The following is a 21,969-nucleotide window of genomic DNA, read 5'->3' on the forward strand; positions in this document are numbered from 1 at the left end:
CGCCGATCACCTGCCCATCAGCCACGCGCAGCGGCGCGGCGGCGCGCCAGGCCCAGCACCGCCAGCAGGCCGCCGGCCAGCAGGGCCCAGCTCTGCGGCTCGGGCACGGCGGCGGTAACGGCCAGGTGGTCGAGGGTCCAGGCGTCGTAGATGGTGCCGTCGATCTTCAGCGACGTGATCGGGGCCGAGTTGCCGGTCACGTCGATGCGCAGGTAGCCCTGGCCGTACCAGCTGTAGACGAAGTTGGCGATGCTGCCGGTGGGCACCACGGTGCTGCCGTTGAGGGTGAAGCTGGCGGCCTGCTGCATGTTCTGCAGGCTGAAGCCCACCTGGCGCGCGCCGCCGTTGCCGAAGCCCAGCGTCACATCGCCCCAGGCCGAGCTGCTGCTGTAGGGCGCCGACGCGTTGTTGCCGGTGTTCAGCAAGGCATGCGAGCCGTCCCAGGTGCCCCAGATGAAGGCATTGCCGTACGGATCGGCGCCGGGCGCGAACACGCGCGGCAGGGTGCCGGTGGGGCCGTAGCTGCCCGAGGACGACGCGCTCAGCTGCACGGTCAGGCCGGGGATCAGCGCGGTGTCCTCGAAGTTCTCGATCTGCGCGCCAGCGGCCAGTCCCAGCTGGGCATCGCTGGCGCCCCAGGGCAGACCGCTGAGGAAGGTGAACTGGTACGCGGCATGGGCCGCAGGCGCAGCGCCCAGCGTAGCCAGGGCAGCGGCCGCCGCCAGGGTGATGGCGCGGCGCGCCGGACGGGCGGACAGGATCGATCGGGTCATGGCAGGCTCCCTCGGGTGGGTGACGTTGCCCACCGCGCGGTGTGGCGGGGGTCCGTCTGCCTACGCAAGGCCCCGTTGGCGCCGCGGCTCACCGCCACGCCGGCCCCCCCGCGAACGCGGGGCCGGGTGCGCGCCGTCAGTCCTGCTGGCGGCTCAGCCGCTCGCTCTTCCAGTACACGTCGTCGCCGCCCAGGCCGTCGAGGTTGGCGCGGTTGAGCACGCGCGCCAGCACGAACATCAGGTCGGACAGGCGGTTCAGGTACTGGCGCGGCGCGTCGTTGACCTTCTCCTGCGCGCCCAGCGCCACCACCGCACGCTCGGCACGGCGGGCGATGCTGCGGCTGACATGGGCCAGCGCGGCGCTGCGCGTGCCGGCCGGCAGGATGAACTCGGCCAGGCGCGGCAGCGTGGCGTTGTGCTGCTCCAGCGCGTTGTCCAGCGTCAGCAGGGCCTCGGGTTTGAGCAGCTGGTAGCCGGGGATGGACAGCTCGCCACCCAAGTTGAACAGCTCGTGCTGGACGACCACCAGCAGCTCGCGCACGTCGGCGGGCAGCGGCTCGGCCAGCAGCACGCCCAGGCTGGAGTTCAGCTCGTCCACATCGCCCATGGCCTGCACGCGCAGGTGGTCCTTGGGCACGCGGCTGCCGTCACCCAGGCCGGTGCTGCCGTCGTCTCCGGTGCGGGTGGCGATCTGGGTCAGGCGGTTGGCCATGGCGGTGGGTGTCGAGGTGGCTGCGGGGAACCGGATGTTGCCCGATTGCGCGGGCGTTCTTCCGCGCTGCGGCCTGCAGGCCTGCAAAGCACGGGGTCGGCTCAAGGTCATACCATTGCGGGTTCTGCCGGAGACCTGCCATGAACGCCCCGCTGCCCGATGCCCACCTGCTCAATGCCCCGCGCCGCCCGCTGCCCGAGGCCGCGCTGGCCGCCCTGCGCGAGCGCTTCGGCGAGCGCTGCAGCACGGCCGCCGCGGTGCGCGAGCAGCATGGCCGCGACGAGTCGCCGTTCCCGGTGACGCCGCCGGATGCGGTGGTGTTCTGCGACAGCACCGAGGACGTGGCCGCCGCGGTGGCCATCGCCGCCGCGCACCGCGTGCCGGTGATCCCCTACGGCACCGGCAGCTCGCTGGAAGGCCACCTGCTGGCGGTGCAGGGCGGCATCAGCGTGGACGTGTCGCGCATGACCGCCATCGTGCGCCTGAACCCCGAGGACCTGACGGTGACGGTGCAGGCCGGCGTCACGCGCGAGCAGCTCAACCGCGAAATCCGTGATTCGGGCCTGTTCTTCCCGATCGACCCCGGCGCCAACGCCAGCCTGGGCGGCATGGCCGCCACGCGCGCCAGCGGCACGAACGCCGTGCGCTACGGCACCATGCGCGAGAACGTGCTGGGCCTGACCGTGGTGACGGCCAGCGGCGAGGTCATCCGCACCGGCACGCGCGCCAAGAAGAGCAGCGCCGGTTATGACCTGACGCGCCTGTTCGTCGGCAGTGAGGGCACGCTGGGCGTGATCACCGAGGTGACGCTGCGCCTGTTCCCGCTGCCCGAGGCGGTGAGCGCGGCGATCTGCCACTTTCCCAGCATCGACGCGGCCGTCAACACCACCATCCAGCTCACCCAGGTGGGCGTGCCGATCGCGCGCTGCGAACTGCTCGACACCAATGCCGTGCGCTTCGTGAACCTGCAGAGCAAGCTGGGCCTGCGCGAGCAGCCGATGCTGCTGATGGAGTTCCACGGCAGCGAGGCCGGCGTGAAGGAGCAGGCTGAACTTGTGCAGGCCATCGCCAGCGAGCTGGGCGGCGAGGACTTCGAATGGGCCAGCACGCCCGAGGCGCGCACGCGGCTGTGGGCGGCGCGGCACAAGGCCTACTTCGCCGGCATGCAGGCCAACCCCGGCAGCCGCACCGTGACCACCGACACCTGCGTGCCGATCTCGCGCCTGGCCGAGATCCTGAACGTTTCGGTGGCCGAGGCCGATGCCAGCGGCCTGCCCTTCTACATCGTCGGCCATGTGGGCGACGGCAACTTCCACCTGGCCTACCTGGTGAAGGAAGGCGACGCCGACCAGCGCGCGCTGGCCGAGCGCCTGAGCCATCAGATGGTGCAGCGCGCCATCGCGCTGGAAGGCACCTGCACCGGCGAGCACGGCATCGGCCTGCACAAGATGGGCTTCCTGGTCGACGAGGCCGGCGCCGGCGCGGTGGCGCTGATGCGCAGCGTGAAGCTGGCGCTCGACCCGGACAACATCATGAACCCGGGCAAGATCTTCAGCGTCTGATTCAGGCCGCGCGCAGCCCGCGCTGCAGGCACCAGTCGGCCAGCGCGCCGGCTTCCAGCGGCCGGGCGTACAGGTAGCCCTGGCCGCGGTCGCAGTGCAGGGCCTGCATCAGCGCGGCCTGGCTGGCGGTCTCGATGCCCTCGGCCACGGTGTCCATGCCCAGCGTCTGCGCCACGCGGATGGTGGCCTCGATCAGGGCGCGGTGGTAGGCGCTGGTCTCGGCGTGCGAGACGAACGACCGGTCGACCTTGACCGTGTCCACCGGCAGCTGGTGCAGGCAGGCCAGTGACGAATAGCCGGTGCCGAAGTCGTCGAGCGCGATGCGCACCCCCAGGGCCTTGAGCTCGCGCAGGCGCTCGCGGGCCGCCTCGTCCTGCGCGGCCAGGCTCTCGGTCACCTCCAGCTGCAGCACCTGGGGCGCGATGCCGCTGTCGGTCAGGCAGGCCTGCACGCCGGCGATCAGCCCGGCCGAGCGCAGCTGCAGCGGCGACAGGTTCACCGCCAGCGAGCCCGGCGCCGCCGCGCCCAGCGTGCGCTGCCAGTCGGCGAACTGCAGGCAGGCCACGCGCAGCACGAACAGGCCCAGCTCGACGATCAACCCCGACTCCTCGGCCACCGGCACGAACTCGGCCGGCGAGACCAGGCCGCGCACCGGATGGCGCCAACGCACCAGGGCCTCCACGCCGTCGCGGCGCGGGCCGTCACCGTGCGCCGGCGGCTGCAGCGCCACCACCGGCTGGTAGACCACGAACAGCTCGTCGCGCGCCAGCGCCTGGCGCAGCTCGCCCTCCAGCACCAGGCCGCGCGCCACGCGCTCGTGCATGCCGGGGTCGAACACGGCATAGCGGCCGCGGCCGTTGCGCTTGGCCTCGTACATCGCGGTGTCGGCGTCGCGCATCACAGTGTGCGCGTCGTTGGCCGGATGCTCGGATGTGACGATGCCGATGCTGGCGGTGGAATGCACCGTGTGGCTGCCGATGCGGTAGGGCGCGGCCAGCACGTCCATCAGGCGCTGGGCGATGGCGCAGGCCTCGTCGCGGCCGTTCACGTGCTCGAGCACCACCACGAACTCGTCGCCGCCGATGCGCCCGGCCGTGTGGCTGGCGTCCGCCGCCTCGCCCGGCTGGTGCGAGGCACCCGGGCGCACCGCATCGCCGGTGCGCAGCGCCCCGCGCAGGCGCTGGGCGATCTGGCGCAGCAGTTCGTCGCCGGCGCCATGGCCCAGCGTGTCGTTGACCTGCTTGAAGCGGTCGAAGTCCATGAACAGCACCGCGTAGCCCTCGTCAGGGTGGCGGGCGCGGCGGTCGATGACCTGCTGCACATGGTCGAACACCGCCGCGCGGTTGGGCATCTGCGTCAGGCCGTCGGTGCGCGCGGCATGGCGCAGCATGGCCTGCATCTGCACCTGCTCGGTGAGGTCGATGTGGATGCCGGCCATGCGCAGCGGCCGGCCGCTGGCGCTGCGCTCGGTGACCACGCCGCAGCTCTGGCCCACGGCCCAGTCGCCCCCTGGGCGGCGCAGGCGCAGCTCGGCGCGGCAGGGCATGCTGGGGTCCTGCAGGTGGATCTCCAGCGCCTGGCGCCAGACCTGCAGGTCCTCGGGGTGCACCAGGTGCTGCCAGGTGTCCAGCGAATCGCTCAGCTCGCCACGGCGGTAGCCCAGCATGGCCAGGAAGCGGTCGTTGCACTGCATGCGGCCGTCGCGCAGGTCCCACTGCCAGGTGCCCACGCCGGCGGCGTCCACGGTGTGCGCCAGCAGCGCGGCGGTCTCTTCGCGCTGCAGCTGCTCGGTGCGGTCGACCAGCATCGCGATGGCGCCGGCCGGCAGCACATCGGGCGAGCTGGCCAGTGGCTGCAGGTCCAGCTCCAGGCCGCGGTGGCTGCCATCGGGCAAGGCCTGGCGCAGCTCCAGCCGCAGCCGTGTGCCGCTGCGCAGCGCGGCGGCCACCTGGGCCGCCAGCTGCGCGGCCGGTGGGTCGACCGGCGGCGCGCTCCCGCGGTCGTCAGGCAGGGTGATGTGCGCGGCCTGCAGCAGCGCGGCCAGCGGCTGGCCCGCCGGCTGGCCGGGCACCGCGCCACACAGCGTGGCGAAGGCATCGTTGGCCCAGTCCACCGCGCCCGCGGCATCGAGCAGGGCCGTGCCATGCACATTGCGCTGGGCCACGCGGGCCAGGCGGGTGAGCTGGCGCTGCTGCTCGCGCAGGCGGCGGTGCTGGCGGTGCACGGCGCGCGCGCTGGGCTCGCCGATCAGCAGGATCAGCAGCACCAGCAGGGCCACGGTGGCCGCGCTCCACAGGCGCAGCTGGTCCAGCGCCGCCTGGCGCTGGCGCTCGGCCGCATCGGCCACGCGCGCGGCCAGCATGGTGCCGGCATGGATGGCCGGCGGCACCTGGGCCTGCAAGGCCAGGGCGGCCGCGGCCAGGCGCTCGGCGCTGGCGGTGTCGAGGTTGGCGGCCAGGGTCTCGGCGCGGTACCACAGCCGCTCGCGCATGCTGTGCCAGTGCTCCAGCGCCTCGTCGAGCGCGGCGGCCTCGGCGGCATCCAGATGCTGCATCGCGGCGCGCTGGGCCTGCACCTGCGAGTCGAGCTGCAGCGCCTCGGTGCGCGAGCGCTCCAGTGCCACCTGCAGCTGCGTCGCCGCCTCGCTGGACGCGCCGCCAACCTGTTGGGTACGCGCCGCCGACCAGGCCAGCCCCTGGGCCGTGGCGTTGACCGACAGCGCCAGGCCGTGCAGGCGAGCGTCGCTGCGGCGCTGGCGCTCCAGCGCGTCGAAGCGCCAGTCCTGCATGCCGGCGGCGCAGGCCACCATCACCAGCAGCAGCACCACGGCCAGCCGGATGCGCTGGTGCGGGCCCACGGCCAGGCCCAAGCGCAGCAGCCAGGCGGCGGGCGCCGCACGGCGGGGCGGGTCAGACAGGTGAACTGGGCTGGAGATGGGGGGCAACGCGAGGAACTCCACGTTGCGCACCCACCCGGTTGGAACAGCGTTGGTGAGCGCGCCCCTCGGTATCGGCCTCAGCAGGGCCGACTTGACCCCGCACCGCCGGCAGTGCGTCACGCCCGCCGAGCGGACCGTTGGACGCCGGACGCGCGCGCTGGCCGGCCAGCCAGGCTCAGGCGGGCTTCAGGCCTGCACCGGCGCCGGCGCGCTGAAGCGCTTGGTCACGTCGCCGCGGCTGTTGGCGCTTTCCAGGTGCACGCCGAAGCCCCACAGGCGGGCCACATGCTTGAGCACCTCGCTGGCGCTGTCGTCGATCGGCCGGTCCTTGTGCTGGAAGTGGCGCAGCGTCAGCGAGCGGTCGCCGCGCAGGTTCACGTTCCACACCTGGATGTTGGGCTCGCGCGAGCCCAGGTCGTACTGGTGCGACAGCATCTCGCGCACCTGACGGTAGCCCGAGTCGTCGTGGATGGCGCTGACTTCCAGCTCGGGCTGCTTGTCGTCGTCGGTGATCGCAAACAGGCGGAAGTCGCGCATCAGCTTGGGGCTGAGGAACTGGCCGACGAAGCTCTCGTCCTTGAAGTTGCGCATCGCGTGGTCCAGCGTGGGCACCCAGTCGGCGCCGGCGATGTCGGGGAACCAGGCGCGGTCTTCGTCCGTCGGGTTCTCGCAGATGCGCTTGATGTCGGTGTACATCGCGAAGCCCAGCGCATAGGGGTTCAGGCCCGAGTAGCCGCGGTCGCCCACGCGCGGCTGGTACACCACGTTGGTGTGGCTCTTGAGCCATTCGATCATCACGCCGTCGGTCAGCCAGCCGTCGTCGTACATGGTGTTCAGCAGCTTGTGGTGCCAGAACGTGGCCCAGCCCTCGTTCATCACCTGGCTTTGCCGCTGCGGATAGAAGTACTGCGCGATCTTGCGCACGATGCGCACGATCTCGCGCTGCCAGGGTTCGAGCAGCGGCGCGTTCTTCTCGATGAAGTACAGCAGGTTCTCCTGCGGCTCGGCCGGGAAGCGGCGGGCCTCGGGCGCCTCGTCGGCCTTGTCGGCCTTGCGCGGCAGCGTGCGCCACAGGTCGTTGATCTGCTGCTGGGCGTAGGCCTCGCGGTCGCGGCGCTCGCTCAGTTCCTGCGCCAGGCTCTTGCGGCTGGGGCGGCGGTAGCGGTCGACGCCGTGGTTCTGCAGCGCGTGACAGGAGTCGAGGAACTCCTCAACCGTGTCGAGGCCGTGCCGCTCCTCGCACTCGGCGATGTAGTTCTTGGCATAGACCAGGTAATCGATGATGGACGCGGCATCGGTCCACATGCGGAACAGGTAGTTGCCCTTGAAGAAGCTGTTGTGACCGTAGGCCGCATGCGCGATCACCAGGGCCTGCATGGCCATGGTGTTCTCCTCCATCAGGTAGCTGATGCAGGGGTTGCTGTTGATGACGATCTCGTAGGCCAGGCCCATGTGGCCGCGCTTGTAGTTCTTCTCGGTGGCGATGAACTCCTTGCCGTAGCTCCAGTGACGGTAGCCCACCGGCATGCCCACGCTGGCGTAGGCGTCCATCATCTGCTCGGCGGTGATGATCTCGAGCTGGTTCGGGTAGGTGTCCAGGCCGTAGCGCTCGGCCGTGTGGCGGATCACGTCGTGGTACTCGTGCACCAGCTCGAACGACCAGTCGCTGGGCCCGGCCAGCTTGTGCACCGGGCGCTTGAGCGGCAAGGGGCCGCGCAGCGGGCGCTCGGGCGCGGCGGCCACGGCCGCCGGCGTGATGGCGGCGATGTCGGGCAGGGGTTCGTGGGAAACCGAGGGAGAAGTGCTCATCGTCTTCACGCCGCCTGCGCGACGCCCTCCTTCTTGAACAGGTCACGGAACACCGGGTAGATCTGCGAGGCCTCGACGGCCTTGCGCATCGCGAAGTGCGGCTGGCTCTGCGCCAGCTGGCAGTACTCTTCCCAGAGGTTCTGCTCTTCCTCGGCCACCTGCACATAGGCGAAGTAGCGCACCAGCGGCAGGATCTTGTCGGCCAGCAGCTCGCGGCAGCGGCCCGAATCGTGGTGCCAGTTGTCGCCGTCGCTCGCCTGGGCGCCGTAGATGTTCCACTCGGTCGGGTTGAAGCGGGCCTTGATGATCTCTTCCATCAGCACCAGGGCCGAGCTGACCACGGTGCCGCCCGTTTCGCGCGCATGGAAGAAGTTCTCTTCATCGACCTCCTGCGCCTGCGTGTGGTGGCGGATGAAGACGATCTCGATCTTCTCGTAGTGCCGCGTCAGGAACAGGTACAGCAGGATGAAGAAGCGCTTGGAGAGCTCCTTGCGCGCCTCGTCCATCGAGCCCGACACGTCCATCAGGCAGAACATCACCGCCTTGCTGGTGGGCACCGGCGTCTTCACGCGGCTGCGGAACTTCAGGTCGATGGGGTCGAGGAAGGGGATGCGCTGCAGCCGCGCGCGCAGTGCCTCCACCTCGGCCAGCAGCGCCGGCAGGCGGGCGCGGGCCTCGCCGTCGCCGGCCTCGGCCGCGGCCTGGGTGATGGCCAGGTCGGCCTCCAGTTCATGCAGCTCGCGCCGCGCGCCCATGCCGAGTGCGATGCGCCGGCCGAGTGCGCCGCGCATCGAGCGCACCACGTGCAGGTTGTTCGGCGTGCCATCGCTGGTGAAGCCGGCACGGTGGGTCTTGAACTCGGGCGTCTCGGCCAGCTGGGTGCGGATCAGGTGCGGCAGTGCCAGGTCTTCGAAGAAGACCTGCATGAACTCTTCCTTGCTGAGCGCGAAGCTGAAGTCGTCCTCGCCCTCGCCCTGGTCGCTGGCCTGGCCCTTGCCGCTGCCGCCGCCCTGGCCGCCCTGCGGCCGCTTGATGCGGTCGCCCTTCACATAGTCCTGGTTGCCCGGATGGACCATCTCGCGCACGCCGCCCTGGCCGTGGTGGAACACCGGCTCGGACAGGTCCTTCTTCGGGATGCGCACTTCCTCGCCACGCTCGAGGTCGCGGATGCCGCGCCCGTCCACCGCGCGGCGCACGGCCTCGCGGATCTGCGTCTTGTAGCGCCGCATGAAGCGCTCGCGGTTGCCGATGGACTTGTTCTTGCCCGCCAGCCGTCGGTCGATGATGGATTGCAACGCCATGGATCCCCCGGATTTCTCGGTGCCGGCGGCCGCCGCGCACCGGCGGTTTGCCGGTGCCGCGGGCGGCTGCCTCCCCAGGGGCAAGGCAGCCGCCAGGCCGCGTCAGAACATCGTTAGCTGGACTTGCGCACGCGCAGGTACCACTCGCACAGCAGGCGCACCTGCTTGGCGGTGTAGCCCTTGGCCACCATGCGGTTGACGAAGTCCTCGTGCTTCTTGGCCTCGTCGGCGCTGGCCTTGGCGTTGAAGCTGATCACCGGCAGCAGTTCCTCGGTGTTCGAGAACATCTTCTTCTCGATCACCGTGCGCAGCTTCTCGTAGCTGGTCCACACCGGGTTGCGGCCCTGGTTGTTGGCCCGCGCGCGCAGCACGAAATTGACGATCTCGTTGCGGAAGTCCTTGGGGTTGGCAATGCCCGCGGGCTTCTCGATCTTCTCGAGCTCGGCGTTCAGCGCCCCGCGGTCGAACACCTCGCCGGTGTCGGTGTCGCGGTACTCCTGGTCCTGGATCCAGTAGTCGGCGTAGGTGACGTAGCGGTCGAAGATGTTCTGGCCATACTCGGAATAGCTTTCCAGGTACGCGGTCTGGATCTCCTTGCCGATGAACTCGGCATAGCGCGGGCTCAGCTGTTCCTTGATGAAGGCGACGTACTTCTCCTCGGTCTCCTTCGGGAACTGCTCGCGCTCGATCTGCTGCTCCAGCACGTACATCAGGTGCACCGGGTTGGCGGCCACTTCCTGGCTGTCGAAGTTGAAGACCTTGGACAGGATCTTGTAGGCGAAGCGCGTGCTGATGCCGCTCATGCCTTCATCGACGCCGGCGTAGTCGCGGTACTCCTGGTAGCTCTTGGCGCGCGGGTCGGTGTCCTTCAGGTTCTCACCGTCATACACCAGCATCTTGCTGAACAGCGACGAGTTCTCGGGCTCCTTCAGGCGCGTGAGGATGGCGAACTGGCTCATCATCTTCAGCGTGCCGGGGGCGCACTTGGCCTCGCCCAGCGAGCTGCCCTTGATCAGCTTCTCGTAGATCTTGATCTCTTCACTCACCCGCAGGCAGTACGGCACCTTGACGATGTAGATGCGGTCGAGGAAGGCCTCGTTGTTCTTGTTGTTGCGGAAGGCCTTCCACTCGCTCTCGTTGCTGTGCGCCAGCACCACGCCGTCGAACGGGATGGCGCCGAAGCCCTCGGTGCCCTTGAAGTTGCCTTCCTGCGTGGCGGTCAGCAGCGGATGCAGCACCTTGATCGGCGCCTTGAACATTTCCACGAACTCCAGCAGGCCCTGGTTCGCCAGGCACAGGCCGCCCGAGTAGCTGTAGGCATCGGGGTCGTCCTGCGCAAAGGTCTCGAGCTTGCGGATGTCGACCTTGCCCACCAGGCTGGAGATGTCCTGGTTGTTCTCGTCGCCCGGCTCGGTCTTGGCGATGCCCACCTGCTTGAGGATGCTGGGGTAGCGCTTGACGACGCGGAACTTGCGGATGTCGCCGCCGAACTCTTCGAGCCGCTTCACGGCCCACGGCGACATGATGCGCTGCAGGTAGCGGCGCGGAATGCCGAACTGCTCTTCCAGCAGCGCGCCGTCTTCCACCGGATCAAAGAGGCCCAGCGGCGACTCGTTCACCGGGGAGCCCTTGATGGCGTAGAACGGCACCTCCTGCATCAGCGCCTTCAGGCGCTCGGCGATGGAGCTCTTGCCGCCGCCCACCGGGCCCAGCAGATACAGGATCTGCTTCTTTTCCTCCAGGCCCTGTGCGGCATGGCGGAAATAGGACACCACCTGTTCGATGGCGTCTTCCATGCCATAGAACTCGGCGAAGGCCGGGTAGATCTTGATCAGCTTGTTGGCGAAGATGCGCGACAGGCGCGGATCGTTGCGCGTGTCGACCATCTGCGGCTCGCCGATGGCCTTGAGCATGCGCTCGGCGGCGGTGGCGTAGGCCAGGGGGTTGCGCTTGCACTCGGCGAGGTAGTCCTCGAGGGACATCTCTTCTTCACGGGTGCGCTCGTAGCGCGCGGCGAAACTGCTGATGACGTCCATGCGACCTCCTTGAAAGGACCTGTGGCAGCCGATGGGCGGGAGTGCCCTCGGCTCGGGGGAAGTTCTGATGACGTCCCGGCTTCACGGGCCCGGGCGCCATCAGAGCTTTCCGGTCGGCTTGTCTTGTCAGTACTGCAGCGTGTCTCCAGCTTCGTCGATCCTGAAGGGCGGCAATGCCGTGATCAGGCCCCCCTTCGCTGCCCTTTTTATCTCTGTTTGCGTGGGTTGAGCAAGGCCCGGGCCAGGCCATCCCATTCCCCTGCAACGCCCGACGCTGTCCATCCGCTGACAGCCACGAGCCCTTGCGGTGCATGATGCGCCGAAAGCGGGCAGCCCGCATGCCGTTGCGGGCATGCGGGCTGTGGCAGGGACACGGTGGCGGCGGCCGATGGTGGCCGCAACGGGCTGCGCCGGGTCAGCGCTCGGTGGCGGCGTTGGCGCCCAGCTTGTCGAGCAGGCCGTTCAGTTCGTCGAGCGAGCCGAAGCTGATCGCCACCTCGCCCTGCAGGCCGCGCTTGGTCTGGCGGTGGATGCGGATCTCCACCTGCGCGGTCAGCGCGTCGGCCAGTTGCTCTTCCAGCCGCACCACGTCGCGCGGCTTGTCCTTCTTGACGCGCAGCAAGGGTGTCTGACGGCCGGAGAGACCGCCCTCGCCCTGGGCCTTGGCCACCAGCTTCTCGGCGTCGCGCACGCTGAGCTTCTTGGCGGCGATCTCGTTGGCGCTGAGGATCTGCTGCGCGGCGTCCAGCGACAGCAGCGCACGGGCATGGCCCATGTCCAGGTCGCCGGCCATCAGCATCTGCTGCACCGGCGCGGCCAGGTTCAGCAGGCGCAGCAGGTTGCTGGCGGCGCTGCGCGAGCGGCCCACCGACTGCGCGGCCTGCTCGTGCGTGAGTCCGAATTCGTCCACCAGGCGCTTGAGGCCTTGCGCCTCTTCCAGCGGATTGAGGTCCTCGCGCTGGATGTTCTCGATCAGCGCCATCACCGCGGCGGCTTCGTCGGGCACCTGCTTGACCAGCACCGGCACCTCGTCCAGCCCGGCCAGCTTGGCGGCGCGGAAGCGGCGCTCGCCAGCGATGATTTCGTAGGCCGAGGCGCCGATCGGGCGCACCAGGATCGGCTGCATGATGCCCTGGCCCTTGATGCTCTCGGCCAGCTCATACAGCGAGCCCTCGTCCATGCGCGTGCGCGGCTGGTACTTGCCGGCCTGCAGGCGATCGAGCTTCAGCGTGGTGGGCTGGCCGGCGGGCGCAGCGGGCGCGTCGCTGACCTTGGGGCCGAGCAACGCTTCGAGGCCCAGGCCCAGGCCCTTGGGTTTCTTGGTGACCATGATGTTCAAGCCCGCTCGGCCGCCCGAAGGGCTTGAAGCGCCCCCTCGGGGGGCAGCGAACGAAGTGAGCGAGGGGGTTTCATGACTCGGGATTGTCGTTCAGTTGTCACCGTCAGAACCCCGGGGCCAGACCCGCACGGGCCATCACCGCGCGCAGCTGCGCCAGGCCTGCGGGCCAATCGCCCAAACCGCTGTCGCCGTTGATGTGGCCGGCGGCGCCCAGGTCCAGCAGTTCGCTGCCCCAGTCGGCGGCCATCTGCCGGCTGCGGGCGGCGTCGGCAAACGGATCGTTGGTGCTGAACACCAGGGTGCTGGCAAACGGCAGCGGCCGGCGCAGCTCACGCGCCCAGTTGTGCAGCTGCGGCGGCAGGTCGGGGCGGGTGACGTCGGGCGGCGCCACCAGCAGCGCCGCGGCCGCGCGCGCGCGGTGCTGCGAGTGCGCCGCCCAGGCAGCCACCAGGTGGCACCCGAGGCTGTGCGCCACCAGCACCGCAGGCCGCTCGTCGGCCAGCAGCGTGTCTTCCAGCCGCGCCATCCAGTCGCCGCGGCGCGGCCACTGCCAGTCGTCCTGCTGCACACGCTCGAAGCCGTGCGCCTGCTCCCAGCGCGTCTGCCAGTGCGTGGCACCGGAGTCCAACCAGCCGGGCAGCAACAGGATTCGCGGAGTCATCGGGGGGCGTGCCTTATCCTTCGGGGTTCACCCGCATTCTTCACCAATCTTCCAAGAGACACGCCATGAGCCGCTACCGCATCTTCGTCGACGGGCAGGAGGGCACGACCGGCCTTCGCATCCACGAAATGCTGGCGCGCCGCAGCGACGTGGAGGTGCTGCTGATCGACGCCGACAAGCGCAAGGACAGCGCCGAGCGCGCCCGCCTGCTGAACGCCGCCGACGTGGCCTTTCTGTGCCTGCCCGACGCCGCCGCCAAGGAGGCCGCCGCGCTGGTGACCAACCCCAACACCTGCCTGATCGACGCCAGCACCGCGCACCGCACGGTGGCCGGGTGGACCTTCGGCCTGCCCGAGTTGGCGGCCGGCCAGCGCGCCAAGCTGCGTGAATCCAAGCGCATCGCCAACCCCGGCTGCCATGCCAGCGCCTTCATCCTGGCGCTGCGGCCGCTGGTGGATGCCGGCCTTGTGCCCGCGGCGCTGCCGCTGAGCGCCACGTCGATCACCGGCTACTCGGGCGGCGGCAAGAGCATGATTGCCGAGTACCAGGCCGGCGGCAATGCGAAGCTGGAATCGCCCCGCCCCTACGGCCTGACGCTGGCGCACAAGCACATCCCGGAAATGCTGGCCCACACCGGCCTCACCACCAAGCCGGTGTTCATGCCCATCGTCGGCAACTTCTACAAGGGCCTGGCGGTGAGCGTGCCGCTGCACTTCTCGCAGCTGGCGCCAGGCACCGACGGCGCGGCCATCCAGCGCGCGCTGGCCCAGCGCTACGAGGGCGAGCGCTTCGTCAAGGTGCTGCCGCTGGGCGATGCCGCGGCGCTGGACGGCGGCTTCTTCGACGTGCAGGCCTGCAACGACAGCAACCGCTGCGAGATCGCGGTGTTTGCCGATGCGCAGCAGGCCATCGTCATCGCGCGCCTGGACAACCTGGGCAAGGGCGCCAGCGGCGCGGCGGTGCAGTCGATGAACGTGCACCTGGGGCTGGACGAAGGCCTCGGGTTGTGAGCGCACGCTCACATCATTGATGCGCTGACCCTCGGTTCAGCGTTGCAACGGGCGATCGGCGACAGCGGATCGCCCGTTTTGCTTGGGGCCAGGCCCCAACGGCCGCTGCCGCGCAAGGTGATGCAACGCGGCGTGCGTCAGCCACCGGCGTGCGTGTCGGTGCGGTAGTGGTAGGCGTAGGCGTCGGCAAAGCCCAGGCGCTGGTAGATGCGCCGGGCGGCCAGGTTGTCGGCGTCCACCTGCAGGTAGGCAGCCTCGGCACCGCCCTCGCGTGCGGCGGCCAGCAGCGCGCCGCACAGCGCAGTGGCCAGGCCCTGGCCGCGCGCGGCCGGCGCGGTGAAGATGTCGTACAGGCCCACCAGGCCGTCCTCGGTGGCGGTCTGCCCGCCGGCCAGCAGCTCGCCGGTGGCGTCGCAGCCGATCCAGGCGCGGTAGGGAACGGGCGTGGTGCGCAGGCGCTCGACATGGGCACGCACGCCCTCGGGCGGGGTGCCGCGCCAGGCGCCGACGATGGGGCCGTAGTCGGCCGGGTCGATCTCGCGCCAGCTCATGTCCACCGCCGGCTGCGGCGCGGCGGCGGCCTGGGCGATGGCCTGGGCCAGATCGGTGCAGACCATCACCCGCGTGTCGTCCTCGGCGACGAAGCCGCGCGCAGCCAGCTGGGCGTCCAGGTCGGCCGGCTGCGTGAACGGCGTGATGCGGAAGATCCACGGCAGCGACTGGGCCTGGTACAGCGCGGCGCTGGCGGCCAGCTTGTCGGCCAGCAGGCGCACGCCCGGCGCCACGGCGTTGATGCAGCGCGCGCGCTTGGCCTTGCCGGGCGAGAAGCGCACCAGCCAGCCGTCCATCCAGCGCTGCTGAGGCGGTGCGCTGGCGTTGAGGCCGGCATCCTCCACGCGGGCCAGCAGGGCGGGCGGGAAGTCGGTGGCCGGGGTGACCCTGGAGCGCATGGCGACTGGCGGTGCGTTCAGAGCGCGGCGCCGGCCTTGGCCGGCTTGCCCAGGCTGCCCATGCGCTTGACCAGCTCGCGCGCGAACTCCACATAGGCCTGGGCGCCCTTGGACGACGGGTCGAACACCACGCCGGGCTGGCCGTAGCTGGGCGCCTCGGCCAGGCGCACGTTGCGCGGGATCACGGTGCTGAACACCTTGTCGCCGAAGTGCTGCTGCAGCTGCTCGCTCACCTGCTGCTGCAGCGTGATGCGCGGATCGAACATCACGCGCAGCAGGCCGATGATCTGCAGGTCGCGGTTCAGGTTGGCGTGCACCTGCTTGATGGTGTTGACCAGATCGGACAGGCCCTCCAGCGCGAAGTACTCGCACTGCATCGGCACGATCACGCCGTGGGCACTGCACAGACCGTTCAGCGTCAGAAGGCTCAAGGACGGCGGGCAGTCGATCAGCACGAAGTCGTAGTCGGCATCCACGGCGGCCAGCGCGGTGCGCAGGCGCTCGTTGCGGCGCTCCAGCTGCACCAGTTCCACCTCGGCACCGGCCAGCTCGCGGTTGGCGCCCAGGATGTCGTAGCCCGCGCCGTCGGCGCTGCACTTGGCCTCGGCGATGCCAGCGGATTCGAGCAGCACGTCGTACACCGACATCGGCATGGCCCGCTTGTCCACGCCCGAGCCCATCGTCGCATTGCCCTGCGGATCGAGGTCAACCACCAGCACGCGCTGGTTCACACGCGCCAGGCCGGCGGCGAGGTTCACGGTGGTGGTCGTCTTGCCGACGCCACCCTTCTGATTCGCGATGCAAAAGACTTTGGCCATGGGTGGAAGTATCGCCGCTGGCTGGCGTGGCCGGGCTGCGGTTCAGCCCTGGGCGCAGGCAAATCTGGGGTCAGAAAGCCGGCCGGCGCGGCAATTCAAGGCGCTCAGACAGGGCGCATCCAGACCAGGCAGCGCTGGGCGTCCAGGCCTGGCACGGCCAGTTGTTCCACGTGAAACACCTGCACGCTGGCGGGCAGCGCCGCCTGCTCATCGCCCGGTGACTTGCCCTTCATCGCCATCCACACGCCCTGCTCTGCCAGCAAGGGCGCGGTGAGGCCGGTGAAGTCGGGCAGCGACGCGAAAGCGCGCGAAGTGATCAGCTGGTAGCGGCGGACGGCCGGGTCCAGCGTCTCCACCCGGGCGTGCAGGCCGCGCAGGTTGGGCAGGCCCAGTTCGGCCGCCACCTGGCGGATGAAGCTGGCCTTCTTGGCCACGGTGTCCACGCAGTCCACCTGCCAGCCGGGCTCCACCGCCGCCAGCACCACGCCGGGCAGGCCGCCGCCGCTGCCCACATCCAGGATGTGCGGCGCGTCAGCGCCCCCCGCGCTGGCCTGGCTGGCGAAGTGCCGGCGCAGCGGCGCCAGCACGGCCAGGCAGTCCACCAGATGATGGCTGAGCATCTCCTCGGGTTCGCGCAGCGCGGTCAGGTTGTAGACCTGATTCCAGCGCTGCAGCAGGCCCAGGTAGGCCATCAGGCGATCAGCGGCCTGCTCATCCAGCGGAGTCTCCAGCGCCTGCGCGGCGGCCAGCAGGCGGGCGCGGCGGTCGGCCTCGCTGGCCTGGGTGCGGGCGCTCATGGCGCTGCGCTGGGCGGCGTGGCGGGTGTCGTCGGCCCAGACGTCCAGCGCAGGCTTTGCGGACTTGCCCGGCTTGCCTGCCGGGCGATGCGGCTTGGACGCGTTCATGCGCGGGCCGCACTTTCCGTGGCGTCCACCGACGTGGCGACGGGCGCCTCGGGCGCCGTGCCCTCCCCTGGCCGCGCCTCGACAAAGCCCTTGAAGCGCTTCTTCTTCAGGTGCACCAGCAGCAACGAGATCGCCGCCGGCGTGACGCCCGAGATGCGCGAGGCCTGGCCCAGCGTCTGCGGCCGGTGGCGGCCCAGCTTCTGGCGCACCTCGTGGCTCAGGGCCGTCACCTGGCTGTAGTCCAGCTCGGCCGGCAGCGCCAGGTGCTCGTAGTGGGCGGCGCGCTCCACCTCCTCACCCTGCTTGCCGATGTAGCCGGCGTACTTGGTGGCGATCTCCACCTGCTCGATCACAGCGTCGGCCAACGTGGCATCGCCCAGTTCCACGGCCAGTGTTTCACGTGAAACACGCTCCTCCGGCGCCAGGTTGGGACGCGCCGTGCGCAGCACCTCGGCCACGGTGTCGAAGCCAATGCCGGGCCGGCGCAGCAGGTCGACCAGGTTGTATTCGCGCTCGATGGCCTTGCCCAGCAGGCGCTCGGCCTCGGCGGCCGCCAGGATGCCGGGGTGCACCCAGCTGGTCCGCAGCTTCTCGGTCTGGCGCGCCACGGCATCGCGCTTGCGGCTGAAGGCGTCCCAGCGCGCATCGTCCACCAGGCCCAGTTGCCGGCCGATCTCGGTCAGGCGCATGTCGGCGTTGTCTTCGCGCAGCTGCAGCCGATACTCGGCACGGCTGGTGAACATGCGGTAGGGCTCGCTGACGCCCTGCGTCGTCAGGTCGTCCACCAGCACGCCCAGGTAAGCCTGGTCGCGGCGCAGCACGAACGCGTCGCGCCCCAGCGCCTGCAGCGCGGCATTGGCGCCGGCAAACAGGCCCTGCGCCGCCGCTTCCTCATAGCCGGTGGTGCCATTGATCTGGCCGGCAAAGAACAGGCCGCCGATGGCGCGCGTCTCGAAGGTGTTCTTCAGCCCGCGCGGGTCGAAGTAGTCGTACTCGATGGCGTAGCCGGGTCGCAGGATGTGGGCATGGGCCAGGCCGGCCATGCTGCGCACGGCGGCCAGCTGGATGTCGAAGGGCAGCGAGGTGGAGATGCCGTTCGGGTAGAACTCGTTCGTCGTCAGCCCCTCGGGCTCCAGGAAGATCTGGTGCGAGTCCTTGTCGGCGAAGCGGTTGATCTTGTCCTCGATGCTGGGACAGTAGCGCGGCCCCACGCCTTCGATCACGCCGGTGAACATCGGGCTGCGGTCGAAGCCCGAACGGATGATCTCGTGCGTGCGCTCGTTGGTGTGCGTGATCCAGCACGGCAGCTGGCGCGGGTGCTGCTGCCAGCGGCCCAGGAAGCTGAACACCGGCACCTCGGGCGTGGTCTCGGCCGACGCGCCCCACTGCCCCACCAGCGCCACGCCGTCGCCCGGCTGCTCCTGCAACTGGCTGAAGTCGATCGAGCGGCCGTCCAGGCGCGGCGGCGTGCCGGTCTTCAGCCGGCCCTGCGGCAGCTTCAGCTCCTTCAGCCGCGCCGACAGGCTCACCGCCGGCGGATCGCCCGCCCGCCCGGCGCTGTAGTTCTGCAGGCCGATGTGCACGCGGCCGTCGAGGAAGGTGCCCGCCGTCAGCACCACGGTGCGGCCGCGGAAGGCGATGCCCCCCTGCGTGACGGCGCCGGTGACGCGGTCGCCCTCCACCATCAGGTCGTCCACCGCCTGCTGGAACAGCCACAGATTGGGCTGGTTCTCCAGCCGCTGGCGGATGGCCGCCTTGTAGAGGATGCGGTCGGCCTGCGCCCGCGTGGCGCGCACGGCCGGGCCCTTGCTGCCGTTGAGGATGCGGAACTGGATGCCGCCCTCGTCGGTGGCCGCGCCCATCGCGCCGCCCAGCGCATCCACCTCCTTGACCAGGTGGCCCTTGCCGATGCCGCCGATGCTGGGGTTGCAGCTCATCTGGCCCAGCGTCTCGATGTTGTGGGTCAGCAGCAGCGTGGCGCAGCCCATGCGCGCCGCGGCCAGCGCGGCCTCGGTTCCGGCATGGCCGCCGCCGACGACGATGACGTCGAATGATTGAGGATGCAGCACGGTGGGGAGGGCGGCGCGGCACGGGCGCCGCCAGAGTGGGCGGGGAGGCGCGTATTGTAAAAAGCGCCCCCTCGGCCGGGGCGTCGGATTGCACATTGGCCCTGCCTGCCGCCTATCATCCGGCCCGCCCGGCCTGACCCCGGGCCCGTTCAACCCGCCAGCGCCTGACCCCAGCCCCCATCGCCATGGATTGCCGCCCCGGCTGCGCCGCCTGCTGCATCGCCCCGTCGATCAGCACGCCCATTCCCGGCATGCCAGCCGGAAAGCCGGCCGGCGTGCCCTGCGTGCAGCTCGACGCGCAGCTGCGCTGCCGCCTGTTCGGCCGCCCCGAGCGACCGGCGGTGTGCGGCTCGCTGCAGCCGGTGGCCGAGATGTGCGGCACCGATCGAACCCACGCGCTGCACTGGCTGTCCACGCTGGAATCGGCCACCAGGCCGCCCGCGCGCTGAGCCTCGGCCTGGCGGTGCCTTGGGTCAGCTGCTGGCCAGCGGCGCGGCGGCGCCGTCGCGCCCGTCCCACCAGCGGTCGAAGAAGTAATGCGCCACGGTGTTGCAGATCGGCTCCACCACGGTGATGGCGCCGGCCACCGTCACGCTGCCGGTGAGTGCATAGCCCACGCTGAACGCGATGCCCACGTGCATCGCACCGAATGCTGCCGACTTGGCCATCAGGCTCTCCTGCCGAGGTGTACGATGTGTTGAATTGTGCAATGACTATCGATATACAACGTTCGATAGTTTTCATGGCAATCATAGCCACCGCCTAGACTCCAGCCAGCCCCGCCTCACCGCACGCCCTCCCCGGCCGCACCATGTCCACACCCGCGCCCCCCTCCGATCTTGCCGAACGCCTGCTGCCGCTGTACCCGGTGCTGGCCGAACTGTCGGCTGACCTGCGCCAAGAGGTGCTGGCGCGTGACACGCAGGTGGTGCGCGTGCCCGACGGCCAGACCCTGTTCGACGAAGGCGCCCCCTGCCAGGGCTTCCCGATGCTGCTGAGCGGCGAGGTGCGCGTGGCTCGCGGCAGCCCGCAGGGCCGCTCGCTGGAGCTCTACCGCGTGCTGCCGGGCGAGCTGTGCGTGGTGTCCACCTCCTGCCTGTTCGGCCACAGCCTGCTGATGGCCCATGGCGTCACCGTGGCCACCACCGAGCTGGTCCTGCTGTCGCCCGCGGGCTTCGAGCGCTGGACGGCGGTGCCGGCCTTTCGCCGCTTCGTGTTCGGCGTGTTCGCCGACCGCCTGGCCGACCTGATGGGCCTGGCCGAGGCCGTGGCCTTCCAGCGCCTGGATCAGCGCCTGGCCGGCGCGCTGCTGGGCCATGGCGCGGTGATCGCCGCCACGCACCAGGCCCTGGCCGACGAGCTGGGCACGGTGCGCGAGATCGTCACGCGGCTGCTGCGCCGCTTCGAGCGCGCCGGCTGGCTGCGCCTGGGCCGCGAGCGCGTGGAGATCGTCGATGCCGCCGCGCTGCGCGCGCTGGCGTCCGGCCAGCCGACGGCCACGCGCTGAGCGCGCTCACCCCACCGCTCGGTGACTGCAGTCACAGACGCCCGCCGCCGCGGCGCGCACAGTGCATGCATCGGCAACGTGCCGAGAGTCGTCTGGAGGAATGAGCCATGAAACTGAACGTCGGCGGCATCGACCGCATTCTTCGCATCTCGGCCGGCCTGGTGCTGGTGGGCTTGGCCGCCACCGGCACGGTGGGCGCCTGGGGCTGGATCGGCGTGGTGCCGCTGCTCACCGGCGCGGTGGGCTTCTGCCCGCTGTACCCGCTGATCGGCCTGAACACCTGCCCGATGAACAAGGGCTGAGCCCCACCGCCTGCCAACGCCTGCCCGCTGGCGGACGTTGGCCGCCTGATCCAGGCACCCATGTGAAACAGGGGCCCCAGCGTCACCGCCGGGCCCCTGTGCGCTTGTGACGGCGCGCCCGCAGCGCACCGCAACAAGAACGGCCCGGAGCCTGTCCGGGCCGTGAAGCCGGCCCTGCGGGCACAGGACCGGGAGCAAAGAATTCGAATCGGGGGCTTACCAGCCAGCGCGGGGGAGCATCGTTTGCATGGGGCTTCTCCTGGTGTTGGTTGCGGCGCCGGACATCTGTTTGGCAGCGCTCTGGGCGTATTTCACCAACGCGGCCCCCGGGCCGGAACTGTCAGGTCTTACAGGGCAGGCCCCGCCGCCACACCCGTACAGGCCGCCGCCTAGTGGATCAGGCCCAGCCGCAGGGCCTTGAGCACCGCCTGGTGCTTGCTGCTGCACTGCAGCTTGTGCATGGCGTTGTTGACGTGCAGCACCGCCGTGCGCTCGGTGATGCCCAGGATGGCGCCCACCTCCCAGGCCGTCTTGCCTTCCATCGTCCAGCGCAACACCTCCAGCTCACGCGGCGTCAGCGCGGGCAGGTCGGTCATCGCCAGATCGGGCGCCAGCACGCGCATCGCCGCATCCTGGGCATGCACGGCGAACAGCTGCAGGTCGGCCACGATGCGGGTCAGCTCGCCGCGATCGGCCGGCAGCGGGCGGTCGCGCTCGACGCCCAGCGCAAAGTGCCGGCCGTGCGGCAGGTGCAGCGCCATCGCGATGCCGTTGCAGTAGCCGAAGCGGGCCTGCTCCTCCCACAGATCACCCAGGCCCTGGCTGGTGTAGGTGTCCTGGTTCCAGACGATGGGCACCGAGTGGCGCCGGCAATGCTGCATCACCGGGTCGCGGCGCATGCTGGGCACGTCGTGGAAGGCGTCGCTGTAACCCTCGGGGGCGTTGTCGATCAGCACGAAATCGGAGCGTCCCACACCGTGGTCGACCACGGCCATGGCCGACACCGTGTCGAAGCCCAGCTGACGCGCGAAGCGCACCACCTCACCGCGGAATTCATCCCGGCTGACGGCTCCGAGTACGGATGCGTAACCCCCTTGCAGCATGCCCAACGATCAATCCGAGCGGCCCGACAATGGCCACCCCTGAAAGGGTTTACATGTTTTCATCCAATGATGCTTGCCGAAAACTGCTGGCATGCCAATCACTGTCGTGGAGACCTCGATGAACAACAACAATGCAGCGCCCCACTGCCCGCCTTGGGCCGTTCGCGCCTGGCC

General features: G+C 70.0%; 19 protein-coding genes. 5 read left to right on the plus strand and 14 right to left on the minus strand.

All coding sequences use genetic code 11. From position 1 onward, the window contains the following. Window positions 1-17: 17 nt before the first annotated feature. Window positions 18-773: a PEP-CTERM sorting domain-containing protein gene (locus AACH10_RS16270; protein ID WP_341411505.1), complete on the minus strand. Its 756-nt coding sequence runs from the start codon at window positions 771-773 to the stop codon at window positions 18-20. A gap of 136 nt (window positions 774-909) precedes the next feature. After that, entirely contained in the window at window positions 910-1,485 is a 576-nt protein-coding gene (locus AACH10_RS16275) for a cob(I)yrinic acid a,c-diamide adenosyltransferase (RefSeq protein ID WP_341411506.1), read from the minus strand. 140 nt (window positions 1,486-1,625) lie between these two features. Here AACH10_RS16275 and AACH10_RS16280 point away from each other — a divergent pair, with 140 nt between their 5' ends. Next, window positions 1,626-3,047, plus strand: coding sequence for an FAD-binding oxidoreductase (locus AACH10_RS16280; RefSeq protein ID WP_341411508.1), 1,422 nt, complete (start codon window positions 1,626-1,628; stop codon window positions 3,045-3,047). A gap of 1 nt (window position 3,048) precedes the next feature. Here AACH10_RS16280 and AACH10_RS16285 read toward each other — a convergent pair whose 3' ends face one another. The 6 genes from AACH10_RS16285 to AACH10_RS16310 all read right to left on the minus strand — a co-directional run bounded on the left by AACH10_RS16285 (window position 3,049) and on the right by AACH10_RS16310 (window position 13,131). Beyond that, a complete protein-coding gene (locus tag AACH10_RS16285) occupies window positions 3,049-5,991 on the minus strand; it encodes an EAL domain-containing protein (protein WP_341411509.1) in 2,943 nt (980 codons plus the stop codon). 180 nt (window positions 5,992-6,171) lie between these two features. Next, window positions 6,172-7,794: a SpoVR family protein gene (locus tag AACH10_RS16290; RefSeq protein WP_341411510.1), complete on the minus strand. Its 1,623-nt coding sequence runs from the start codon at window positions 7,792-7,794 to the stop codon at window positions 6,172-6,174. Between the two features lie 5 nt (window positions 7,795-7,799). Then, entirely contained in the window at window positions 7,800-9,095 is a 1,296-nt protein-coding gene (locus tag AACH10_RS16295; RefSeq protein ID WP_341411511.1) for a YeaH/YhbH family protein, read from the minus strand. Window positions 9,096-9,208: 113 nt separating this feature from the next. Continuing rightward, window positions 9,209-11,131, minus strand: coding sequence for a PrkA family serine protein kinase (locus tag AACH10_RS16300; RefSeq protein WP_341411512.1), 1,923 nt, complete (start codon window positions 11,129-11,131; stop codon window positions 9,209-9,211). A gap of 415 nt (window positions 11,132-11,546) precedes the next feature. Beyond that, window positions 11,547-12,461, minus strand: coding sequence for a ParB/RepB/Spo0J family partition protein (locus AACH10_RS16305; RefSeq protein ID WP_341411513.1), 915 nt, complete (start codon window positions 12,459-12,461; stop codon window positions 11,547-11,549). Between the two features lie 112 nt (window positions 12,462-12,573). Then, the gene (locus AACH10_RS16310; protein ID WP_341411514.1) at window positions 12,574-13,131 is read right to left on the minus strand and encodes an RBBP9/YdeN family alpha/beta hydrolase; all 558 of its coding nucleotides are present in this window, start codon (window positions 13,129-13,131) and stop codon (window positions 12,574-12,576) included. A gap of 65 nt (window positions 13,132-13,196) precedes the next feature. On the opposite strand from AACH10_RS16310, the gene argC reads away from it, so the two are divergent. Further along, window positions 13,197-14,141 carry an N-acetyl-gamma-glutamyl-phosphate reductase gene (gene argC / locus AACH10_RS16315; protein WP_341411515.1) on the plus strand — a complete coding sequence of 315 codons (945 nt, stop codon included), beginning with the start codon at window positions 13,197-13,199 and terminating at the stop codon, window positions 14,139-14,141. A 137-nt stretch (window positions 14,142-14,278) separates the two neighbouring features. Here argC and AACH10_RS16320 read toward each other — a convergent pair whose 3' ends face one another. The 4 genes from AACH10_RS16320 to mnmG form a co-directional block, all read right to left on the minus strand. Next, window positions 14,279-15,091 carry a GNAT family N-acetyltransferase gene (locus AACH10_RS16320; RefSeq protein WP_341411516.1) on the minus strand — a complete coding sequence of 271 codons (813 nt, stop codon included), beginning with the start codon at window positions 15,089-15,091 and terminating at the stop codon, window positions 14,279-14,281. A gap of 17 nt (window positions 15,092-15,108) precedes the next feature. Further along, on the minus strand, window positions 15,109-15,909 hold the full coding sequence (locus AACH10_RS16325; RefSeq protein ID WP_341411517.1) for a ParA family protein: 801 nt from the start codon (window positions 15,907-15,909) through the stop codon (window positions 15,109-15,111). A 104-nt stretch (window positions 15,910-16,013) separates the two neighbouring features. Next, a complete protein-coding gene (rsmG, locus tag AACH10_RS16330; RefSeq protein WP_341411759.1) occupies window positions 16,014-16,706 on the minus strand; it encodes a 16S rRNA (guanine(527)-N(7))-methyltransferase RsmG in 693 nt (230 codons plus the stop codon). A gap of 104 nt (window positions 16,707-16,810) precedes the next feature. Further along, window positions 16,811-18,883, minus strand: a complete 2,073-nt coding sequence (gene mnmG / locus AACH10_RS16335; RefSeq protein ID WP_341411518.1) for a tRNA uridine-5-carboxymethylaminomethyl(34) synthesis enzyme MnmG — start codon at window positions 18,881-18,883, stop codon at window positions 16,811-16,813. 185 nt (window positions 18,884-19,068) lie between these two features. Here mnmG and AACH10_RS16340 point away from each other — a divergent pair, with 185 nt between their 5' ends. After that, on the plus strand, window positions 19,069-19,332 hold the full coding sequence (locus tag AACH10_RS16340; RefSeq protein ID WP_341411519.1) for a YkgJ family cysteine cluster protein: 264 nt from the start codon (window positions 19,069-19,071) through the stop codon (window positions 19,330-19,332). A gap of 24 nt (window positions 19,333-19,356) precedes the next feature. Here AACH10_RS16340 and AACH10_RS16345 read toward each other — a convergent pair whose 3' ends face one another. Further along, window positions 19,357-19,551, minus strand: a complete 195-nt coding sequence (locus AACH10_RS16345; RefSeq protein ID WP_341411520.1) for a DUF2061 domain-containing protein — start codon at window positions 19,549-19,551, stop codon at window positions 19,357-19,359. Window positions 19,552-19,694: 143 nt separating this feature from the next. On the opposite strand from AACH10_RS16345, the gene AACH10_RS16350 reads away from it, so the two are divergent. Together AACH10_RS16350 and AACH10_RS16355 are read left to right on the plus strand one after the other, a co-directional pair. Continuing rightward, window positions 19,695-20,390, plus strand: a complete 696-nt coding sequence (locus tag AACH10_RS16350) for a Crp/Fnr family transcriptional regulator (protein ID WP_341411521.1) — start codon at window positions 19,695-19,697, stop codon at window positions 20,388-20,390. Window positions 20,391-20,497: 107 nt separating this feature from the next. Continuing rightward, window positions 20,498-20,692, plus strand: a complete 195-nt coding sequence (locus tag AACH10_RS16355; RefSeq protein ID WP_341411522.1) for a YgaP family membrane protein — start codon at window positions 20,498-20,500, stop codon at window positions 20,690-20,692. A gap of 389 nt (window positions 20,693-21,081) precedes the next feature. Here AACH10_RS16355 and AACH10_RS16360 read toward each other — a convergent pair whose 3' ends face one another. Beyond that, entirely contained in the window at window positions 21,082-21,795 is a 714-nt protein-coding gene (locus AACH10_RS16360) for a helix-turn-helix transcriptional regulator (RefSeq protein ID WP_341411523.1), read from the minus strand. Between the last annotated feature and the right edge of the window lie 174 nt (window positions 21,796-21,969).

Source organism: Pseudaquabacterium inlustre, assembly GCF_038066595.1.
In the GTDB taxonomy this organism is placed as follows: Bacteria; Pseudomonadota; Gammaproteobacteria; order Burkholderiales; family Burkholderiaceae_C; genus Pseudaquabacterium; species Pseudaquabacterium inlustre.